The 14,646-nt window shown below is 67.8% G+C and carries 18 protein-coding genes; all 18 read left to right on the top strand.

Features of this window, described 5'->3' with window-relative positions; genetic code table 11:
- The first annotated feature begins 3 nt into the window (after window positions 1–3).
- The 18 genes from ACWPMX_RS07830 (at window position 4) to ACWPMX_RS07745 (ending at window position 14,638) form a co-directional block, all read left to right on the top strand.
- A complete protein-coding gene (locus ACWPMX_RS07830) occupies window positions 4–879 on the top strand; it encodes a S49 family peptidase (protein WP_455699473.1) in 876 nt (291 codons plus the stop codon).
- A 92-nt stretch (window positions 880–971) separates the two neighbouring features.
- Window positions 972–2,249: a phage major capsid protein gene (locus ACWPMX_RS07825; RefSeq protein ID WP_455699472.1), complete on the top strand. Its 1,278-nt coding sequence runs from the start codon at window positions 972–974 to the stop codon at window positions 2,247–2,249.
- Window positions 2,250–2,363: 114 nt separating this feature from the next.
- The gene (locus tag ACWPMX_RS07820; protein ID WP_455699471.1) at window positions 2,364–2,813 is read left to right on the top strand and encodes a hypothetical protein; all 450 of its coding nucleotides are present in this window, start codon (window positions 2,364–2,366) and stop codon (window positions 2,811–2,813) included.
- A 106-nt stretch (window positions 2,814–2,919) separates the two neighbouring features.
- Window positions 2,920–3,363, top strand: coding sequence for a hypothetical protein (locus ACWPMX_RS07815; protein WP_455699470.1), 444 nt, complete (start codon window positions 2,920–2,922; stop codon window positions 3,361–3,363).
- 25 nt (window positions 3,364–3,388) lie between these two features.
- Window positions 3,389–3,958 carry a head-tail connector protein gene (locus ACWPMX_RS07810; RefSeq protein WP_455699469.1) on the top strand — a complete coding sequence of 190 codons (570 nt, stop codon included), beginning with the start codon at window positions 3,389–3,391 and terminating at the stop codon, window positions 3,956–3,958.
- A gap of 7 nt (window positions 3,959–3,965) precedes the next feature.
- On the top strand, window positions 3,966–4,301 hold the full coding sequence (locus ACWPMX_RS07805; RefSeq protein WP_455699468.1) for a phage head completion protein: 336 nt from the start codon (window positions 3,966–3,968) through the stop codon (window positions 4,299–4,301).
- Window positions 4,301–4,735 carry a hypothetical protein gene (locus ACWPMX_RS07800; RefSeq protein WP_455699467.1) on the top strand — a complete coding sequence of 145 codons (435 nt, stop codon included), beginning with the start codon at window positions 4,301–4,303 and terminating at the stop codon, window positions 4,733–4,735. Before ACWPMX_RS07805 ends, ACWPMX_RS07800 begins: the two co-directional genes overlap by 1 nt.
- Window position 4,736: 1 nt before the next feature.
- On the top strand, window positions 4,737–5,123 hold the full coding sequence (locus tag ACWPMX_RS07795) for a hypothetical protein (protein ID WP_455699466.1): 387 nt from the start codon (window positions 4,737–4,739) through the stop codon (window positions 5,121–5,123).
- 3 nt (window positions 5,124–5,126) lie between these two features.
- On the top strand, window positions 5,127–5,564 hold the full coding sequence (locus ACWPMX_RS07790) for a phage tail tube protein (protein WP_455699465.1): 438 nt from the start codon (window positions 5,127–5,129) through the stop codon (window positions 5,562–5,564).
- Window positions 5,564–5,983 (top strand): hypothetical protein, encoded by a 420-nt coding sequence (locus ACWPMX_RS07785; protein ID WP_455699464.1) that lies wholly within the window; start codon window positions 5,564–5,566, stop codon window positions 5,981–5,983. Before ACWPMX_RS07790 ends, ACWPMX_RS07785 begins: the two co-directional genes overlap by 1 nt.
- Before the next feature lie 32 nt (window positions 5,984–6,015).
- Window positions 6,016–6,234: a hypothetical protein gene (locus ACWPMX_RS07780; protein ID WP_455699463.1), complete on the top strand. Its 219-nt coding sequence runs from the start codon at window positions 6,016–6,018 to the stop codon at window positions 6,232–6,234.
- Window positions 6,231–8,630: a phage tail length tape measure family protein gene (locus ACWPMX_RS07775; RefSeq protein WP_455699462.1), complete on the top strand. Its 2,400-nt coding sequence runs from the start codon at window positions 6,231–6,233 to the stop codon at window positions 8,628–8,630. The genes ACWPMX_RS07780 and ACWPMX_RS07775 overlap by 4 nt, the downstream gene beginning before the upstream one ends.
- Window positions 8,630–9,298 carry a hypothetical protein gene (locus tag ACWPMX_RS07770; RefSeq protein ID WP_455699461.1) on the top strand — a complete coding sequence of 223 codons (669 nt, stop codon included), beginning with the start codon at window positions 8,630–8,632 and terminating at the stop codon, window positions 9,296–9,298. The genes ACWPMX_RS07775 and ACWPMX_RS07770 overlap by 1 nt, the downstream gene beginning before the upstream one ends.
- 2 nt (window positions 9,299–9,300) lie before the next feature.
- Complete coding sequence (locus ACWPMX_RS07765) at window positions 9,301–10,233, top strand: hypothetical protein (protein ID WP_455699460.1); 933 nt, start codon at window positions 9,301–9,303, stop codon at window positions 10,231–10,233.
- Window positions 10,230–11,483, top strand: coding sequence for a hypothetical protein (locus tag ACWPMX_RS07760; RefSeq protein ID WP_455699459.1), 1,254 nt, complete (start codon window positions 10,230–10,232; stop codon window positions 11,481–11,483). The genes ACWPMX_RS07765 and ACWPMX_RS07760 overlap by 4 nt, the downstream gene beginning before the upstream one ends.
- A gap of 126 nt (window positions 11,484–11,609) precedes the next feature.
- Window positions 11,610–12,227, top strand: a complete 618-nt coding sequence (locus tag ACWPMX_RS07755; RefSeq protein ID WP_455699458.1) for a hypothetical protein — start codon at window positions 11,610–11,612, stop codon at window positions 12,225–12,227.
- Window positions 12,228–12,237: 10 nt separating this feature from the next.
- The gene (locus tag ACWPMX_RS07750) at window positions 12,238–12,663 is read left to right on the top strand and encodes a DUF6950 family protein (RefSeq protein WP_455699457.1); all 426 of its coding nucleotides are present in this window, start codon (window positions 12,238–12,240) and stop codon (window positions 12,661–12,663) included.
- A gap of 34 nt (window positions 12,664–12,697) precedes the next feature.
- Window positions 12,698–14,638 (top strand): hypothetical protein, encoded by a 1,941-nt coding sequence (locus ACWPMX_RS07745; protein ID WP_455699456.1) that lies wholly within the window; start codon window positions 12,698–12,700, stop codon window positions 14,636–14,638.
- Window positions 14,639–14,646: the final 8 nt, after the last annotated feature.

Raw genomic sequence — 14,646 nt, 5'->3', positions numbered from 1 at the left:
AGAATGGACGCGATGCTTCCTGCCGGTGCCGTGTGGGCCATGCACCCTGACTACCTGTCGGCGATGCTTCGCCAAGGTGCTGTCGAGGCCATGCTGCCCGATGCACTGCGGCATCTTGCCACGGCGTTCGGCGGCAACCAGGCGGCACAGGCAGCGCCCGATCCGATCCGCGATGGCAGCACGATGATCGTGCCTATGAAGGGCGTGATCGCGCCGAAGCAGTTCAATACCCGGGTGGCGAGCGATGTGCTGGCCGACCGCATCCGCGAAATCGCGAGCGACAGCAAGGTCGGCGCGATCGTGCTCGACATCGCCAGCCCCGGCGGTCTCGTGTTCGGGACGGCCGAATTGGGCGATGCGGTGTTCGAAGCGCGGCAGGCGAAGCCGGTCGTCGCGGTGGCGAACAGCTTTGCCTTCTCCGCCGCGTACTGGGTCGCATCGCAGGCCAGCGCGTTCTACGGCAGCACCAGCAGCGAAGTCGGTTCGGTCGGTGTGCGCTCCGGCCACGTCGACGAGAGCGGGTTCGAGGCGAAACTGGGCTTCAAAACCACGCTCGTCGCCAGTCACCCGGACAAGATTTCAGGCCATCCGTATGGCCCGTTGAGCGACGATGACCTCGCCGAAATCCAGTCGGGAGTCGACGAGAGCTATGCCGCATTCAACGCGGCGATCGCGCGCGGACGCGGGATCAAGGCGGGGGACGTTGCCGGTATCCACGGCACAGGCAAGGTCTTCTCCGCCCAGCGAGCGACCGAACGCGGCGCGATCGACGGTGTGATGACGCTGCGCGAGGTGGTCGCGAAGTACGGTTCGAGCCGCAGCCGCCTGCAGTTGATGCGGCGGCAGGCGGCGGTGGCAGAGGCCGCTGCCGGAATTTGACGAGCTTCCCACGACGGGAGGGAGGGGGCGCCATCCGGCGCCCTTTTTGTTTGGGCGCACGCGCCCGCCATTGGCCACGAAAGGAGTTCACTATGAACCTGGCCGTTCTGAGAGCCCAGGCGCGTGACGTTGCCACCCGCCAGGCCAACCGCCTGCAGGCCGCGATCGACGAGAATCGCGACCTGACCGACGACGAAGAAACCGCCGATGCCGCCGATAAGGCGGAGCTGTCGCGGTTGACCGCCCAGATCCAGCGCGGCGAGCAACTAGTCGCGGCGCAGCAGGCAATCGGTGTCGACACCGCCTCGACCGCGCCCTCCACGGTTCCGGCGCAGCCCAAGACCGGCGAGGGGTCCAACGGATTCCGCGACATCGCCGAGTTCGCTCACGCTGTCCGGCATGCCAATCCCGCGGCAGGCTCGGGCTTCCGCGTCGACGACCGACTCGGCGCGCCAACGAACGTCAACATGGAACAGGGCGACGTCGCCGGTTCCTATCTCGTGCCGGCCGATTTCCGACAGGAGATCGTCGACCTGGTCTATTCGGATCGCGATCCGGTGCTCGACCTGATCGACCCTTCGCCGACCAGTTCGAACCGCGTGCAGGGACTCGGCGACGAGACCACGCCGTGGGGCAGCTCGGGCGTGCTCGCCAAGTGGCGGGTCGAAGCCGAGCAGATGACGCCGACCAAGCTCGGCCTCACCCCGCGCGAAACCAAGCTCAACGAATGCTATGCATTCGTGCTGGCGACCGAAGAGCTGCTCGAGGATGCGCCGCGCATCGCCGACCTGCTGACCCGCAAGGCGGGTGCGGCAATCCGCTGGACGGTGGCCGAAGCCTTCATGTGGGGTGACGGCGTCGAGAAGCCGCTGGGCTGGATGGAATCGGGCGCCCTCGTCACAGTGGCGAAGGAAACGAGCCAGACCGCCGACAGCATCGTTGCCGCCAACGCGGCAAAGATGTTCGCCCGCATGATCGACCCCGCCAACGCGGTTTGGCTCGCCAACGCGGATATCATGCCGACGGTTATGGGACTGAAGTCCGATGCCGGCGACCCGGTGTGGTTTCCGAATTACCAGGATGCGCCCGGCGGGACCCTCCTCGGACGGCCGATCCGCTTCACCGAGCACGCGAAAACGGTGGGCGACAAGGGCGACCTGCAGTTCGTCAACCCGAACGGCTACGAAGCCTTCCGCAAGCAGTCGGGCGTACAGTTCGCGGAATCGATCCACCTGTACTTCGACTACAACATCCGGGCGTTCCGCTGGATATTCCGGGTCGGCGGACAGCCGGTGCTTTCGGCGCCGGTGAGCCCCGCCAAGGGGTCGAGCACGAAGAGCCACTTCGTCGCTCTGGCCGACCGCGCCTGATCGACGACGACAAGCTGAGGGCGGCGGGCAACCGCCGCCCTCTCCGTCGCACCCGTGCGCGGGCGCGTCGGAGAGGCGGATGATCCGGCTCCGGCGAGCGAAATGGAGATGCTTATGAACGGGAATTTGCTTCCCTCGGCGCGCGCGGGCGTGGTCGGGGTCATCGATCCGGACGCCTATGCGGCCTCCACGATCACCACTGCATGGATCGACATGCAGGACTTCTTCGCCATCATGGCGATCCTGCTGGCGGGCGACATCGTTTCGACCGGCACGATCGACGCGAAGTTCCAGCAGGCGACCGACGATTCGGGCACCGGCGCGAAAGACGTCAGCGGCACGTCGATCACCCAGCTGACCCAGGCGGGGACCGACAGCAACAAGCAGGTGGCGATCAACCTCGCCCAAGCGGACCTGGACCGAAACAACGGCTTCCGCTTCGCGCGTCTTTCGGTGACGCTCGGCACGGCGGGCGCCGACTTCGGTGCTGTCGTCGTCGCCCTCGATGGGCGTTACGGCGCTGCCACCGCGACCGACCTGACCACGGTCGACGAGGTCGCCTGAACGCACACTGAAGGGTCGCGGGGCCGGGTCGATCCGGCCCCGCTTCTTCCGATCCGCGTTGCGGCGCGGGTCCGATGAGGCGGGATGCAACCGAGGAGTATGGCAAATGGCGATCAAGTTCCTGGTCGATCACAGGGTCGACGGGCCGCCGGTCGAAGCTTTCAAGCAGGGCGACCTGGTCAAGGACCGCTCGCCCGAAAGCGAGCTGGGCTTCGTGCGTCGCCGCGTGGCCGCGTTCGTCGGCGACAAGGGTGCGCTGACGGATCACGAGGGCCTGCCGGTCGTCGCGACCAACGAAGGCGAGACGGTCATTATACCCGCCAAGCCGGATCGGCGCGATGAAGGGCCGCGCAGCGATGGCACTCCGCCGCGCGCACTCGCCGGACCGCGTACGGTAGTGACTTCGGTCGCGAGCGGCGATGTCGAGAAGGCCCCGGCGAAGGGCGCGGCCAAGGCGACAGCACCGAAGCGTTCGCGCGCCAAGTCTGCGAAGGGCAAGTCGACCGCGAAGAAGGCACCTGCGCCTAAGGCCGCGCAGGCCAGCAAGTAAGCCGGTTGGCGCGGGAGCGGGTTTGATGTTCAGGCTCGATCCCTTTGCGCTGTCGGCCGAGTATGTCGAGGCGGTGTTGCCGTTGGCTTTGGTCAAGGCGCACCTGTCGATCGACGACGGCGAGGACGAGTTCGACGCCGAGCTCGCGGTGTATGCGGCGGCTGCCGTAGACCAGGTCGAGAAGTATTGTTCGCTCGCACTCGGGCCGCAGGCGGACCGGGTGTGGCGGGCGGAGAGCCTGCCGGCGCGGATCGTGCTGCCGGGGCCGAATGTCGTAGTCACGGCGGTCGGCTATCTCGACGGGAGCGGGGATCCGCAGACCGTCGACGTGGCGACGCTGCGGCTCGCGGCGGGCGGGGTGCTCGTGGCGAAGCCGGGTCAGTCGTGGCCGGGCGACATGGCGGCGGGGATCGAAATCAGGTTTTCCGCTGGATATGCCGAAGGCGAGGCGCCGCGCTCGCTGGTGCAGGCGGCGCTGCTGTTCACGGGTCATCTGTTCGCCAATCGCGAGGCGGTGATCACTGGCACGATCTCGGGCGAGATCCCGCTCGGGTTCAAGACGCTGTGCTCGGCGTACCGGATGCCGGTGCTTTAGGATGTCCATGACCCCTGCTGCCCGTCGGGACACGCGGGTCGAGTTTCAGCGGGCTGCACCTGCTCGCTCGGCGCTCGGCGGAAAGACCCCGGGTGCGGGTGACTGGGCGGCGATCGGGTCGCGCAAGGCGAAGGTGCTGTACGGCACCGGGGCCGAGCGGCGCGATGCGGCGGTCGAGGGCGGGACGCAGGCGGCGACGTTTCGCTTCCTGCTCGACTCGCTGACGCGCACCGTCACGATCGGCGACCGCGCGGTGTGCAAGGGGTTGACCTACGACCTGACCGGCCGGATCGAGATCGGCCGGACCGAAGTCGAATTCACCGGAACGGCGCGGCGGGGGTGATGGCCAAGTCGTTCGTCAAGACCTCGGGCTTTCGCGAGCTCGAGGCGGCGCTGCTCGACCTGTCGACCCAAGTTGCCCGGCGGCACGGCCGCAAGGCGCTGCTGGACGCTGGCGAGCCGATCCACGAGGCCTACGTCGCGAAGACCAAGGTCAAGAGCGGTACGCTGCGCGACAACGCGAACATCGGCACGCGGCTGAACCGGAACCAGCGCCGCCAGTCACCGCGACCGGGGCCGAGCGAGATCGAGCTGCACATCGGCACCGCCGACCCGGCGGGCATCCAGGAGGAATTCGGCATCCGGCAGGCGGCGAACCCCTCGCTCACCCCTGCATGGGACAGCGAGGGCGGTACGCGGGCGCTCGACCGCATCGGCAAGTCGCTGGGCGAGAGCATCGAGCGATCGGCCCGCCGCGGACGACCGAGGAAGAGCTGATATGGAGGAGGCCTTAGTCGCCCGCCTGGTCGCGGCGAACACGTCGGCCGAGGACCGGATCAGCTGGTTCGGGCGTGCCCGCGGCGATGGCCTGCCAGCGGTGGCGCTGACGCTCGTCTCTCCGGGTGAGGAGTGGACCCACGATGGACCCGACGGGCTCGATCGCCCTCGGGTGCGAATGGACATCTACGCGGCCACGGACCTCGGCGCATTGGCGCTCGGCCGTGAATTGCGCGCTGTCATGCACGGCGAGGCGACGGTGGCCGGGGTGCGGTTTCATCCGGCCCGGCTCGAGGCGTCGCGCACGCTCGACGGCGAGGAGCAGGACGGCGGCGACCCGCTGTTCCGATTGCAACACGAATACCTGTTCTACCACGAGGAGACGTAAGCCATGACGACCGCTGCCAAGACCGCGTTCGGCGCGGAGCTGTGGATGGGTCCGGCGGGAGGCCCGGTCGTAAAGATCGCGGAGCTGCTGTCGGTCAATCCGCCCCGCATCAGCCGCGAGACCATCGACGTGACCACCCATGACAGCCCTGCCGGTGCGCAGGAGTTCATCACGGGCGGGATCTACGATCCGGGCGAAGTGTCGGGATCGATCCACTACATCGCCGGCAGCGCGGGCGACGACGCGATGATCGCGGCTGTCACCGACGGCGTGATCCGCGATTTCAAGATCGTCGCCAAGTCGGCGGCCGACACCGAGGACCTGACGTTCTCGGGCTTCATCACCGAATACGGCGTCGACGAACTGGCGACCAACGGCAAGCAGACCGCCAGCTTCACCGCCAAGGTGAGCGGCGAGATCACGCAGGCCGCGACCGCCTGATGTCTCGCGCTCCGGACGGCGTCGTCGCCTTCGAATACGACGGCAGCCGATACGAGATGGTCTTCGACATGAAGGCGATCGCGTTCTTCGAGCGCGAGGCCGACATGTCGATCATCGAGGTGCTCGGCGACCTGGAAGCGGCGCGAGAGGAAGCGCGTGCGCCCAAGGTCGCCGGGCTCGCCTTCCTGATGCAGGCGGGCCTTCGCCGTCACCATCCCGAGGTGTCGCCCGAGCGTGCGCTGCGCATGGCGGGCGACCCGGCGGTGCAGGCGGCGCTCGGCTCCGGCGTATCGGCGGCGATGCCCGATGCCCCCGCGGACGATGCGGGTGCGGAGGGAAACGCGAAGGCCGCGACCGCGAAGCCGACCAAGGCTTCGACTGGGACGCGGCGATCGAAGGGGCGTTCGAAGCAGGGCTGAGCCTTGCCGAGTTCTGGGAGGCGACTCCGCGCGTGCTGGCAGCGGCGCAGCGCGGGTATCGCCGCCGGCGGGGGTGGCTGGCCTGGCATGTTGCCAGGCTCAATCTCGCCGATCCGAAGGCTTTCCCCGACCTCGCCGACCTGACCGGTGACGCGCGGCCCGACCGCGCCGCGCAGGGCGGGGCGACGATGCTGCACAACATTCGACTGCTGAAGGCCGCGATGGCGGCGAGACGAGGAAACGACGCATGAGCTCGCTGATCGGTGCCCTGCGCGTCACGCTCGGGCTCGACAGCGCGGCGTTCGAGAAGGGCGCGACCGCGACCGAGCGGCGCATGAACAAGATGGAGCGATCCATCGAAGGCTTCGGCAAGAAGCTGTCGGGTGTGGGCCAGACGCTGTCGATCGCGGTGACCGCGCCGATGGTGGCGTTCGGCATCGCGTCGGTGAAGGCCGCCGCCGAAAGCCGCGACGCGATGGCGCAGGTCGAGGCTTCGCTCAAGTCGATGGGCGATGCCAGCGGTCGCACCGCCGCGCAGCTCGGCGACATGGCGAGCGGCATCATGGCGCGCTCGCTCTACGACGACGACGAGGTGCTGCGAAAGGTCACCGCGAACCTGCTGACCTTCGGCAAGATCAGCGGATCCGTGTTCGACCGCGCCCAGCAGGCTGCTGTCGACCTGTCGGCTCGCCTCGGCACCGACCTGCAATCGTCGGCGATCATGCTCGGCAAGGCACTGAACGACCCGGTCAAGGGCGTGACGGCGCTGACCCGTGTCGGCGTAAGCTTCACGGCGCAGCAGAAGGCCCAGATCAAGGCGATGGCCGAGGCGGGCAACGTGGCGGGCGCGCAGTCGCTCATCCTCTCCGAACTCAGCAAGCAGTATGGCGGCTCGGCCGAAGCCGCGCTCAAGGCCGCAGGTCCGCTCGCGGCGCTCAAGAAGCGGTTCGACGCGCTCGCCGAAACGGTGGGCGGCGTCCTGCTCGTCGCGATAGAGCGCATCACCCCCATCATCACCCGTATTGCCGACGGCTTCCTGGCGTTGTCGCCGGGAATGCAGACAGCCATCGTCGCCGGCGGCGCGCTCGTCGCCGTGCTTGGCCCACTCGCGCTCGCGCTCGGCGGGATCATCCAGTTCGCCGCTCCGATGTTGGCGTTCATGGGAACTCTGGGCGGCATCATGGCCAGTGCCGGTTCGGCGGGTGGCGCGGCTGCGGCGGGAATCGCCGGGCTCGGCTCGGTGCTGGGCTCGCTCCTCGCCGTGCTCGGTCCGCTCGCGCTCGCGATAGGTGCGGGTTACATCGCGTGGAAAAACTGGGACGACATCGGGCCGCGCCTCACCCCCATCATCGGCAACCTGCGCGACATCGCAGAGGCGGTCGGCCTGCTGGGCCCGCGCGTCGACGAGGCAGGCCAGAAGACCGACGGTTATGCGACCGATCTCGCCGACCTGGCGCGCGTCGCGACCGAGACCTCCAACACCTTCCAGCGGTGGGCCGATGCCTTCGATGCCTACAACGCTCGCACGGCGGCCGCGGCGCGCGAGAATGGCACGACGATCCAGGCAGGCCTGCGCGACCTTTGGGCCGGGTTCGAGAGCTTCGTCGCGCGTCTGAATGGCTGGGGCGCCGCCGTCAGCAAGGTACTGTCCGACGTGTGGACGATCGGCCGCGACATCGTCGCAGGCATCGCCCGCGGCATACGGCAGGCGCCGACTGCCGTGTGGGACGCGCTCAAGTCGGTGATCTCTTCGGGCATCTCGAATGCGAAGACCTTCCTCGGCATCCAATCACCCTCGCGCGTGTTCATGGAGATCGGCGACTTCATCGGGCAGGGCCTCGCGATCGGGATCGAGGGCGGGAAGAAGAAGGTCGACGCGGCGACCCGCAAGCTGACGGAGGCGGCGCGCAAGGCGGCGGATGAAGTGCGCGACCTGTTCGCGCGGCTGTTCCCCGAGGTCGAGGCGTTCAACAAATACAAGGCCGACCTCGATCGGATCGAGGGCAGCGGGCGATCGGAGGATGCAAAGTCTGAAGCGCGGCGCCGCCTGGGACTCGAGTTCAAGGGCATGACCGGCCCGGTGGAGGTGTTCACCGAGCAGGGCCCGCTCGACGTGACCAAGGGGCTCGACGACGTGCTCGATGCGCTCGACACGTTCAAGAAGCGGGCGGGGACGACGGCGGTCACCGTGGCGAAGTCGTTCAAGGACATGGCCGACGAGACGCTGCGGTCGCTGTCGAACCTCGCGAACTCGATCAAGGGCGGCGGTATTCTCGGCATCCTCGAGGCGGTGATCGGGATCGGGCTGCAGCTCGGATCGATCGGCGTGTTCGGCAAGACGGTGGCAGGGCGGATCAACGCTCCCAAGGTGCCGGGCTATGCCGGCGGCACGAACTTCCACCCCGGCGGCCTTGCGGTGGTCGGTGAGCGCGGGCCGGAGCTGTTGGACCTCCCGCGCGGGTCGAAGGTTTATCCCAACGGCGCCGGGCCGAGTGGCGGCGGGTCAACCGTCCAGGTCATCCCCTCGCCCTATTTCGACGTCGTCGTCGACGGGCGGATCGTGCGCGCAGGCCCCGCCATCATGCAGGGCGGCGCGCAGGTGGCGCAGGCGCAGATGGCGCAGCGGCAGCGGCGTCGGGTTGGGTGATGATCGAGCTGCCCGACAATCCCGCGCCGAACGCGGTCGATCCGGAGTTGATCGATTACGGCATGTTCCTGCGCTCGCCCACGGGCGGCTCCACGTTGCGGGTCGATCGGGCGGGGTCGCGGTACAAGGTGACGGTGGGGTTTCCGCCGATGCGGCCGGAGGTCGCGCGGGTGTTCACCGCGCGCCTGGCACGGGCGAAGCGCGAGGGGCTGCGGATCGAATACCCGCTGCTCGGCGCGTCGCAGGGCAATCCCGGCTCCCCTGTCGTCGATGGCGCGGGGCAGGCGGGCACCACGATAGCGCTGACGGGGCTCAACCCCGGCTACACCGTGCGCGAGGGGTACTGGATGACGTTCGTCGGCAACGGCGGATCGCGCTACCTGCACCAGGCGGTGGGCGTGGCGACGGCGGACGGGGACGGCGCGGTCAGCGTGTCGATCGAGCCGCCTCTGCGCGCGCCCCTGCCCGATGGGGCGGAGGTGCTGCTGGCGAAGCCGACGATCGACGGTGCGCTGATCGATACGCTGGGCTGGTCGCTGTCGGTCGACCGGCTCGTCCGCATCGGCGGCGCCATCGTGATCGAGGAAACCGAGGCGGTCGGCGGGGCGATGACCGTGCCCTCGTTCGACGATGACGACGCGCCCCCCACTTTCGACATGGATTCCTGACGATGGCGCAGCAGACGATCGGCCTCGGCACAGTCGCGAACGACGGCACGGGCGATACGCTGCGGGTCGCGGGCGGCAAGGCCAACGACAACTTCACCGAGCTCTACGCGGCGGTGGCCGACCTGGTCGCGGCGGTCGCGGGCAAGGCGGATTCGTCGGAGATCGCGGCGGCGGTGGCCGCGCTGGTCGATTCCTCGCCCGGCACGCTCGACACGCTGAACGAGCTGGCGGCGGCGCTGGGCGACGATCCGAACTTCGCGACCACGATCGCGACGGCGCTGGCGGGGAAGCTGGCGGCGGCGAACAACCTGTCGGACGTGGCGAACCCGGCGACGGCGCGGGACAACCTCGGTCTGGAGATCGGGGCTGACGTTCAGGCCTACAGCGCCAACCTTGCCGCGCTCGCGTCGGCGGGCGGCCTCAAGCAGGGCACGCATACGATCCCGGTTCTTGCTGGCGCGATGGTCGCCCGCACGACCAACGGCGCGGCCTCGGGCACGACCGAGAGTACGACCAACAAGGTCATGACGCGCACGCTCGACTTCGATCAATCGACCGACGAGTTCGCGCAGGTCTCGATCCCGATGCCGAAGAGCTGGGACGAGGGCAACGTGGCGGTCCAGTTCGTCTGGACGGCGGGCGCGACGGGCAACGTGGTGTGGGGCGCGCAGGCGCAATACCAGCGCGACGACGATCCGGTCGATGGCGCATGGGGCACCGCGCAGACCGTGACCGACGGCGTGACCGCCTCGGGCGACCGGATGGTCTCAGCATTCACCAACGCGATCACCCCGGCGGGCACGGGCGGCAACGAATGCTCGCTGCTGGTGCAGGTCTACCGCGACGCGGACAACGGCAGCGACACCCTCGTCGCCGACGCGAAGCTGCTGGCGATCCGGGTGAACTACACCGTCAACGCGGGCGACGATTCGTGAGCCTGTTCGGCGACTTCGGGATGATGATGGTGGGGGAGGTAGCCGCCACACCTCTGGCAAACTCCATCGTGGCCGTGCAGGACTTCCAGACGGGCACGACGACTGGCAACGTAGACTACACCACCGCGACACTATCGGGCCTAACTCCCAAGGCTGCACTGATCTTTGCCACCCGCAACTCGGTTGCCAATGAGCCGGGTGGAACAGTCGGGGCGCAGATCGGCATCACCCGGATTGGCAGCATCTTGGGAAGCTTCGCGCGCACATTCAGCGAGGACGGTCAGACCACTACCGACGTGACGAGGATTTACGACACTGGCGGCGGCACTGTTCTAAGTTACAACTCAGCCGGTAGCGCAGCGGCTTCATCCGGCAGCGCGACCCTGATAAGCGGCGGCATTCGCGTGAACTACAGCACCGCCACCACCAACTTCCGGGACTTCTACATAGCGTTCGGCGGGTCTGACCTGACGACTGGTGCAGGAGCCGCGAACCTCGGCACAGGCACATCGGCGCTTTCACAGTCGCAGAGCTTCAAACCCGATGCTGTGATCCTGTTCGGCATTTGCGCAACTACCGAATTTCTCAACGAGTCCTTTTTCACGTTCAGCCTGGGCGTGGCCCTCTCTGACGGCACACAAATGTGCTCGCTCATTGCCGAAGCCGATAACGTGGCGGATGGATCGCCTTTGCAGGCGCTTCTTACGAACCGCTGCGGAGGGCAAATAGGCTCCGCAGATGGTTCCCTTTCCTATTCCATCACGGCGGGCAATTTCACCACGAGCGGCTTCGACCTGACACCCAGCGCGAGCGCGGGTAGCGACCGACTGCTTTACACCGCCCTCAACTTCGGTGGGCGGCGCACAAAACTGCAAACCTTCATCACGCCGACCTCGACCGGAAGTCATGCAGTCACGGGCGTCGGGTTCACTCCGCAGTTTGCGCTGGTTGTCCTGACGAGCCTTGAAGCGACCGACCCCACGTTCCCGATCAGCACGTCCAACTTGATGACGGGCCACTCGATTTGCGCGATCGGCGATGAACAGTGGTGCAGCGCAATCTACATCGAAAGCGGCGCTGCCACCACCAACACGGGTTCTCAGGTCAAGAATACCGCTATCCTGCTGCGTTCACCGTCAGGCGCAGCGGTAGAGGCGACACTCACAAGCTTCGACAGCGATGGGATGACGCTCAACTATTCAGCGGTTCAGGCGAACGGCAAGAAGGGTTTCGTGCTGTTCGTGGAATAGAATTGGCCCCCGAGACCATCCATCTCGGGAAGCAAGGACCCCCCATGACCCAGCTTCTCCTCACCCTGCTGTGCGGGCTGACCGCGCTTGTGCCGTCGGCCATCGTGAAGCTGGCGCGCGGCTGACATGAACCGAATCTCCCTCGTCGGCCTGCTCAGGATAGATCTGCCCGATGCCACCGTGCGGCTGTGCGACGGCGGGTTCATCGAGTTCGACGGCGAGACGTACACCAGCGTCGATCCGACGTTCGGCACGATCGCCAGCCTCGCGGCGTTGACCGAGGGCGTGGGCGAGGAAATCCCCGCGCTCGAGCTGGCGCTCAACCCGGCGGCCTCAAGCGCGCCGGCGGACCTGTCGCAGCCGGGCTTCCAGCGGTCGGCGGTGCGGTTGTGGATCGGGGAATACGACGTCGACACCGGGCTGCTGGTCGGCGACCCGGACCTGCTGTTCTTCGGGCAGATCGACCAGACCGTGCTGCGCGTCGGGCGGAATGCGCGCGACCTGAACATGACGATCGTCTCGACGCTCGAGCGGCTGTTCCTGCGGAACGAGGGCAACTCGCTCTCACCGGTGTTCCACAAGTCGGTCTGGCCGGGCGAGACGGGCCACGACAACGCCACCGGGCTGACCGTGGCGGTGGCCTGGGGGGTGGAGAAATCGCCTGCCGCGTCGAGCGCGGGCTATGCCCCGGGCGGGGCTGGCGGCGGCGGTGGCGGCTACGCCGTCTCGCGGTTCGCGTACTGATCGGGCGGACATGGGAAAGAAGCTGAATCCTCTCGTCAAGCGCCAGCGCGCGCTGAAGGCGACGATGGCGAAGTATCGCGACCGGCCCTTTTCCTGGGACCGCAACACGACCTGCATCCACCTGTTCGCGTTCCACGCACGGCGGATGGGGCACCGGTTCGAAAAGGTGCCGAAGCTGGCGGGCCCGAAGGACGCGCTGCGCGAGCTGAAGAAGCGGGGCTGGGCTTCGGTCGAGGCGATGCTCGACGACCTGCTGACACCGATCCCGGTGGCCATGATGCTGCCGGGCGACGTGAGCGTGCTGCCCGGCGACGACGCGCTGGGCGCGATCGTGATCTCGCTGGGAAGCACGGCGATCGGATATTCGGAAGGGGCACCGGGCATGACGATCTTCACCGAGCCGGGCCGCGTGCTTGAGAAGGCGTGGAGAGTCTGATGCGCCCTACCGCTTCGCTACTTGAGGGCTGGGAATGAGCAAGGTCCTGAAAACCGTGGCGACCATCGCGGGGGCGGTGGCACTCGTCGCGGGCACGGTCGCGCTGACGGTCGGCACCGGTGGGGCGTTCCTCGGCGTGAGCGCGGCGCTGTGGGGCACGATTGCCACCGCCGCGAGCATCGCCAGCGCGGTCGCCGCAACCGGCGCGCAGCTGTTGACCAAGCCGCCGCCCTCGCGGGGGAGCGAGACGAAGATCCAGATCGGGGTCGAGCCGCCATCGCCCTACCTGATGGGCGAGGCCTATTCGGCGGGCGTGCTGCGCCACGATGCCGGGTACGGCGCGACGCTGAACAAGGTGCCGAATCCGTACCGCGCGCTGGTGGTGGTGGCCTCGGTCGCCGGGCCGCTGGCCGCGTGCACGCCGATGGTTGATTTCTCCAGCGATCTCAGCTGGTATTCGACCTACCTTTACACCGACACGCAGCTCGGCGCGCAGCCAGAGGCGGCGGCGCTGACGCCGCACTTCGCGGGGCTGCCGGGGTGGGACGCGGATTCGAAGCTCAGCGGGCAGGGCGCGATCCTGTGGAACGCGAAGTTCGACAAGGACGGCAAGCGGTTCGCGAGCGGCCTGCCAAACCTCGGCGCGGTGTGGCAGGGCGTGGCGGTCTACGACCCGCGGCTCGACGATACGTTCCCCGGCGGCGCGGGGACGCACCGGATCGACGACGAATCGACGTGGGAGTATTCGGACAACCCGGCGCTGCACGCGATCGCCTATGCCTATGGCCGGTATGCCAACGGCAAGAAGGTGTTCGGCATCGGGCAGCCGGCGGCGGGGATCGACCTCGCCCGCTTCGCCGCGTGGGCGAACGTGTGCGAGGCCAATGGCTGGAGCATCAGCGGGACGATCTACGAACCCGGAGACCGGTGGGCGAACCTCAAGGACATCATGGTGTCCGGGTGCGGCGAGCCGGTGGTGACCGGGGGCGTGCTGTCGGTCCGCTATCGCGCGCCGCAGGTCAGCCTTGCCACGGTGACCGAGGACGACATCGCCGACGACGACCTGTCGATCACCGCGATGCAATCGTACCGCGCGCGGGTGAACGGCATCTCGCCGAAGTACCGCAACCCGGACGCGAACTGGGAATTCACCGCGGCCGAGACGGTCACCGTGCCGACCTATGTGACCGAGGACGGCGAGGAGCGGGTCGAGGAGCGGCAGTGGAACCTGGTCAAGGACGTCGACCAGGTGGCGCAGCTGGCGGCTTACGCCCTCGTCGATGCGCGCGAGCTGGGGCCGATCGAGGTCACGCTGAAGCCGCAGTGGCGGTGGGTGAAGCCGGGCGATTGCCTGACGCTCGATTTCCCGTCCCTCGATTTCGACGGCGATGCGGTGGTGATCCAGCGCGAGATCGATCCCGCGACGATGAAGGTCAAGCTGACGCTGATCGGCGAGACCGAGGCGAAGCACGATTACGCGCTGGGTCTGACCGGCACCCCGCCGCCGACCCCGGCGCTGGGGCAGACCGCGCAGGAGCGCGACGAGCTGGCGGCGGCGGCCGTGAGCCCGGCGGGGTACGATACCGCGCTGATAACCTCGAGCTATGTCACCGATGCCGACCCGCTCGATGGACTGTTGCAGGCGACGGATACCGCGATCACGGTCGAGGATCACGTGCGAACCTACGCCGACAAGTCGGTTGCGGTGACGGGCGGCACGCTCACCGTCGAGGCGGACGGCGTGACCGCGCTGTCGGACGACACGCTGTACCACGTCTATTACGACGATCCCGATCGGGCGGGCGGTGCGGTGGCGTTGAAGGCAACGCAAGTGAGCACCGATGCCGCGACGAGCGACAGCAACCCGGATCGGCACTACGTCGGGTCGCTCGCTACCGACGTGACTGGCGGCACCGGAACCAGCGGCGGGGGTGCGACCCCTCCGGGCTGGCGCGACAACATCTACGAGAACTGAGGACCATC

It is taken from the genome of Tsuneonella sp. HG094 (genome assembly GCF_053819285.1).
This window is presented reverse-complemented; position numbering and strand designations above follow the sequence as displayed.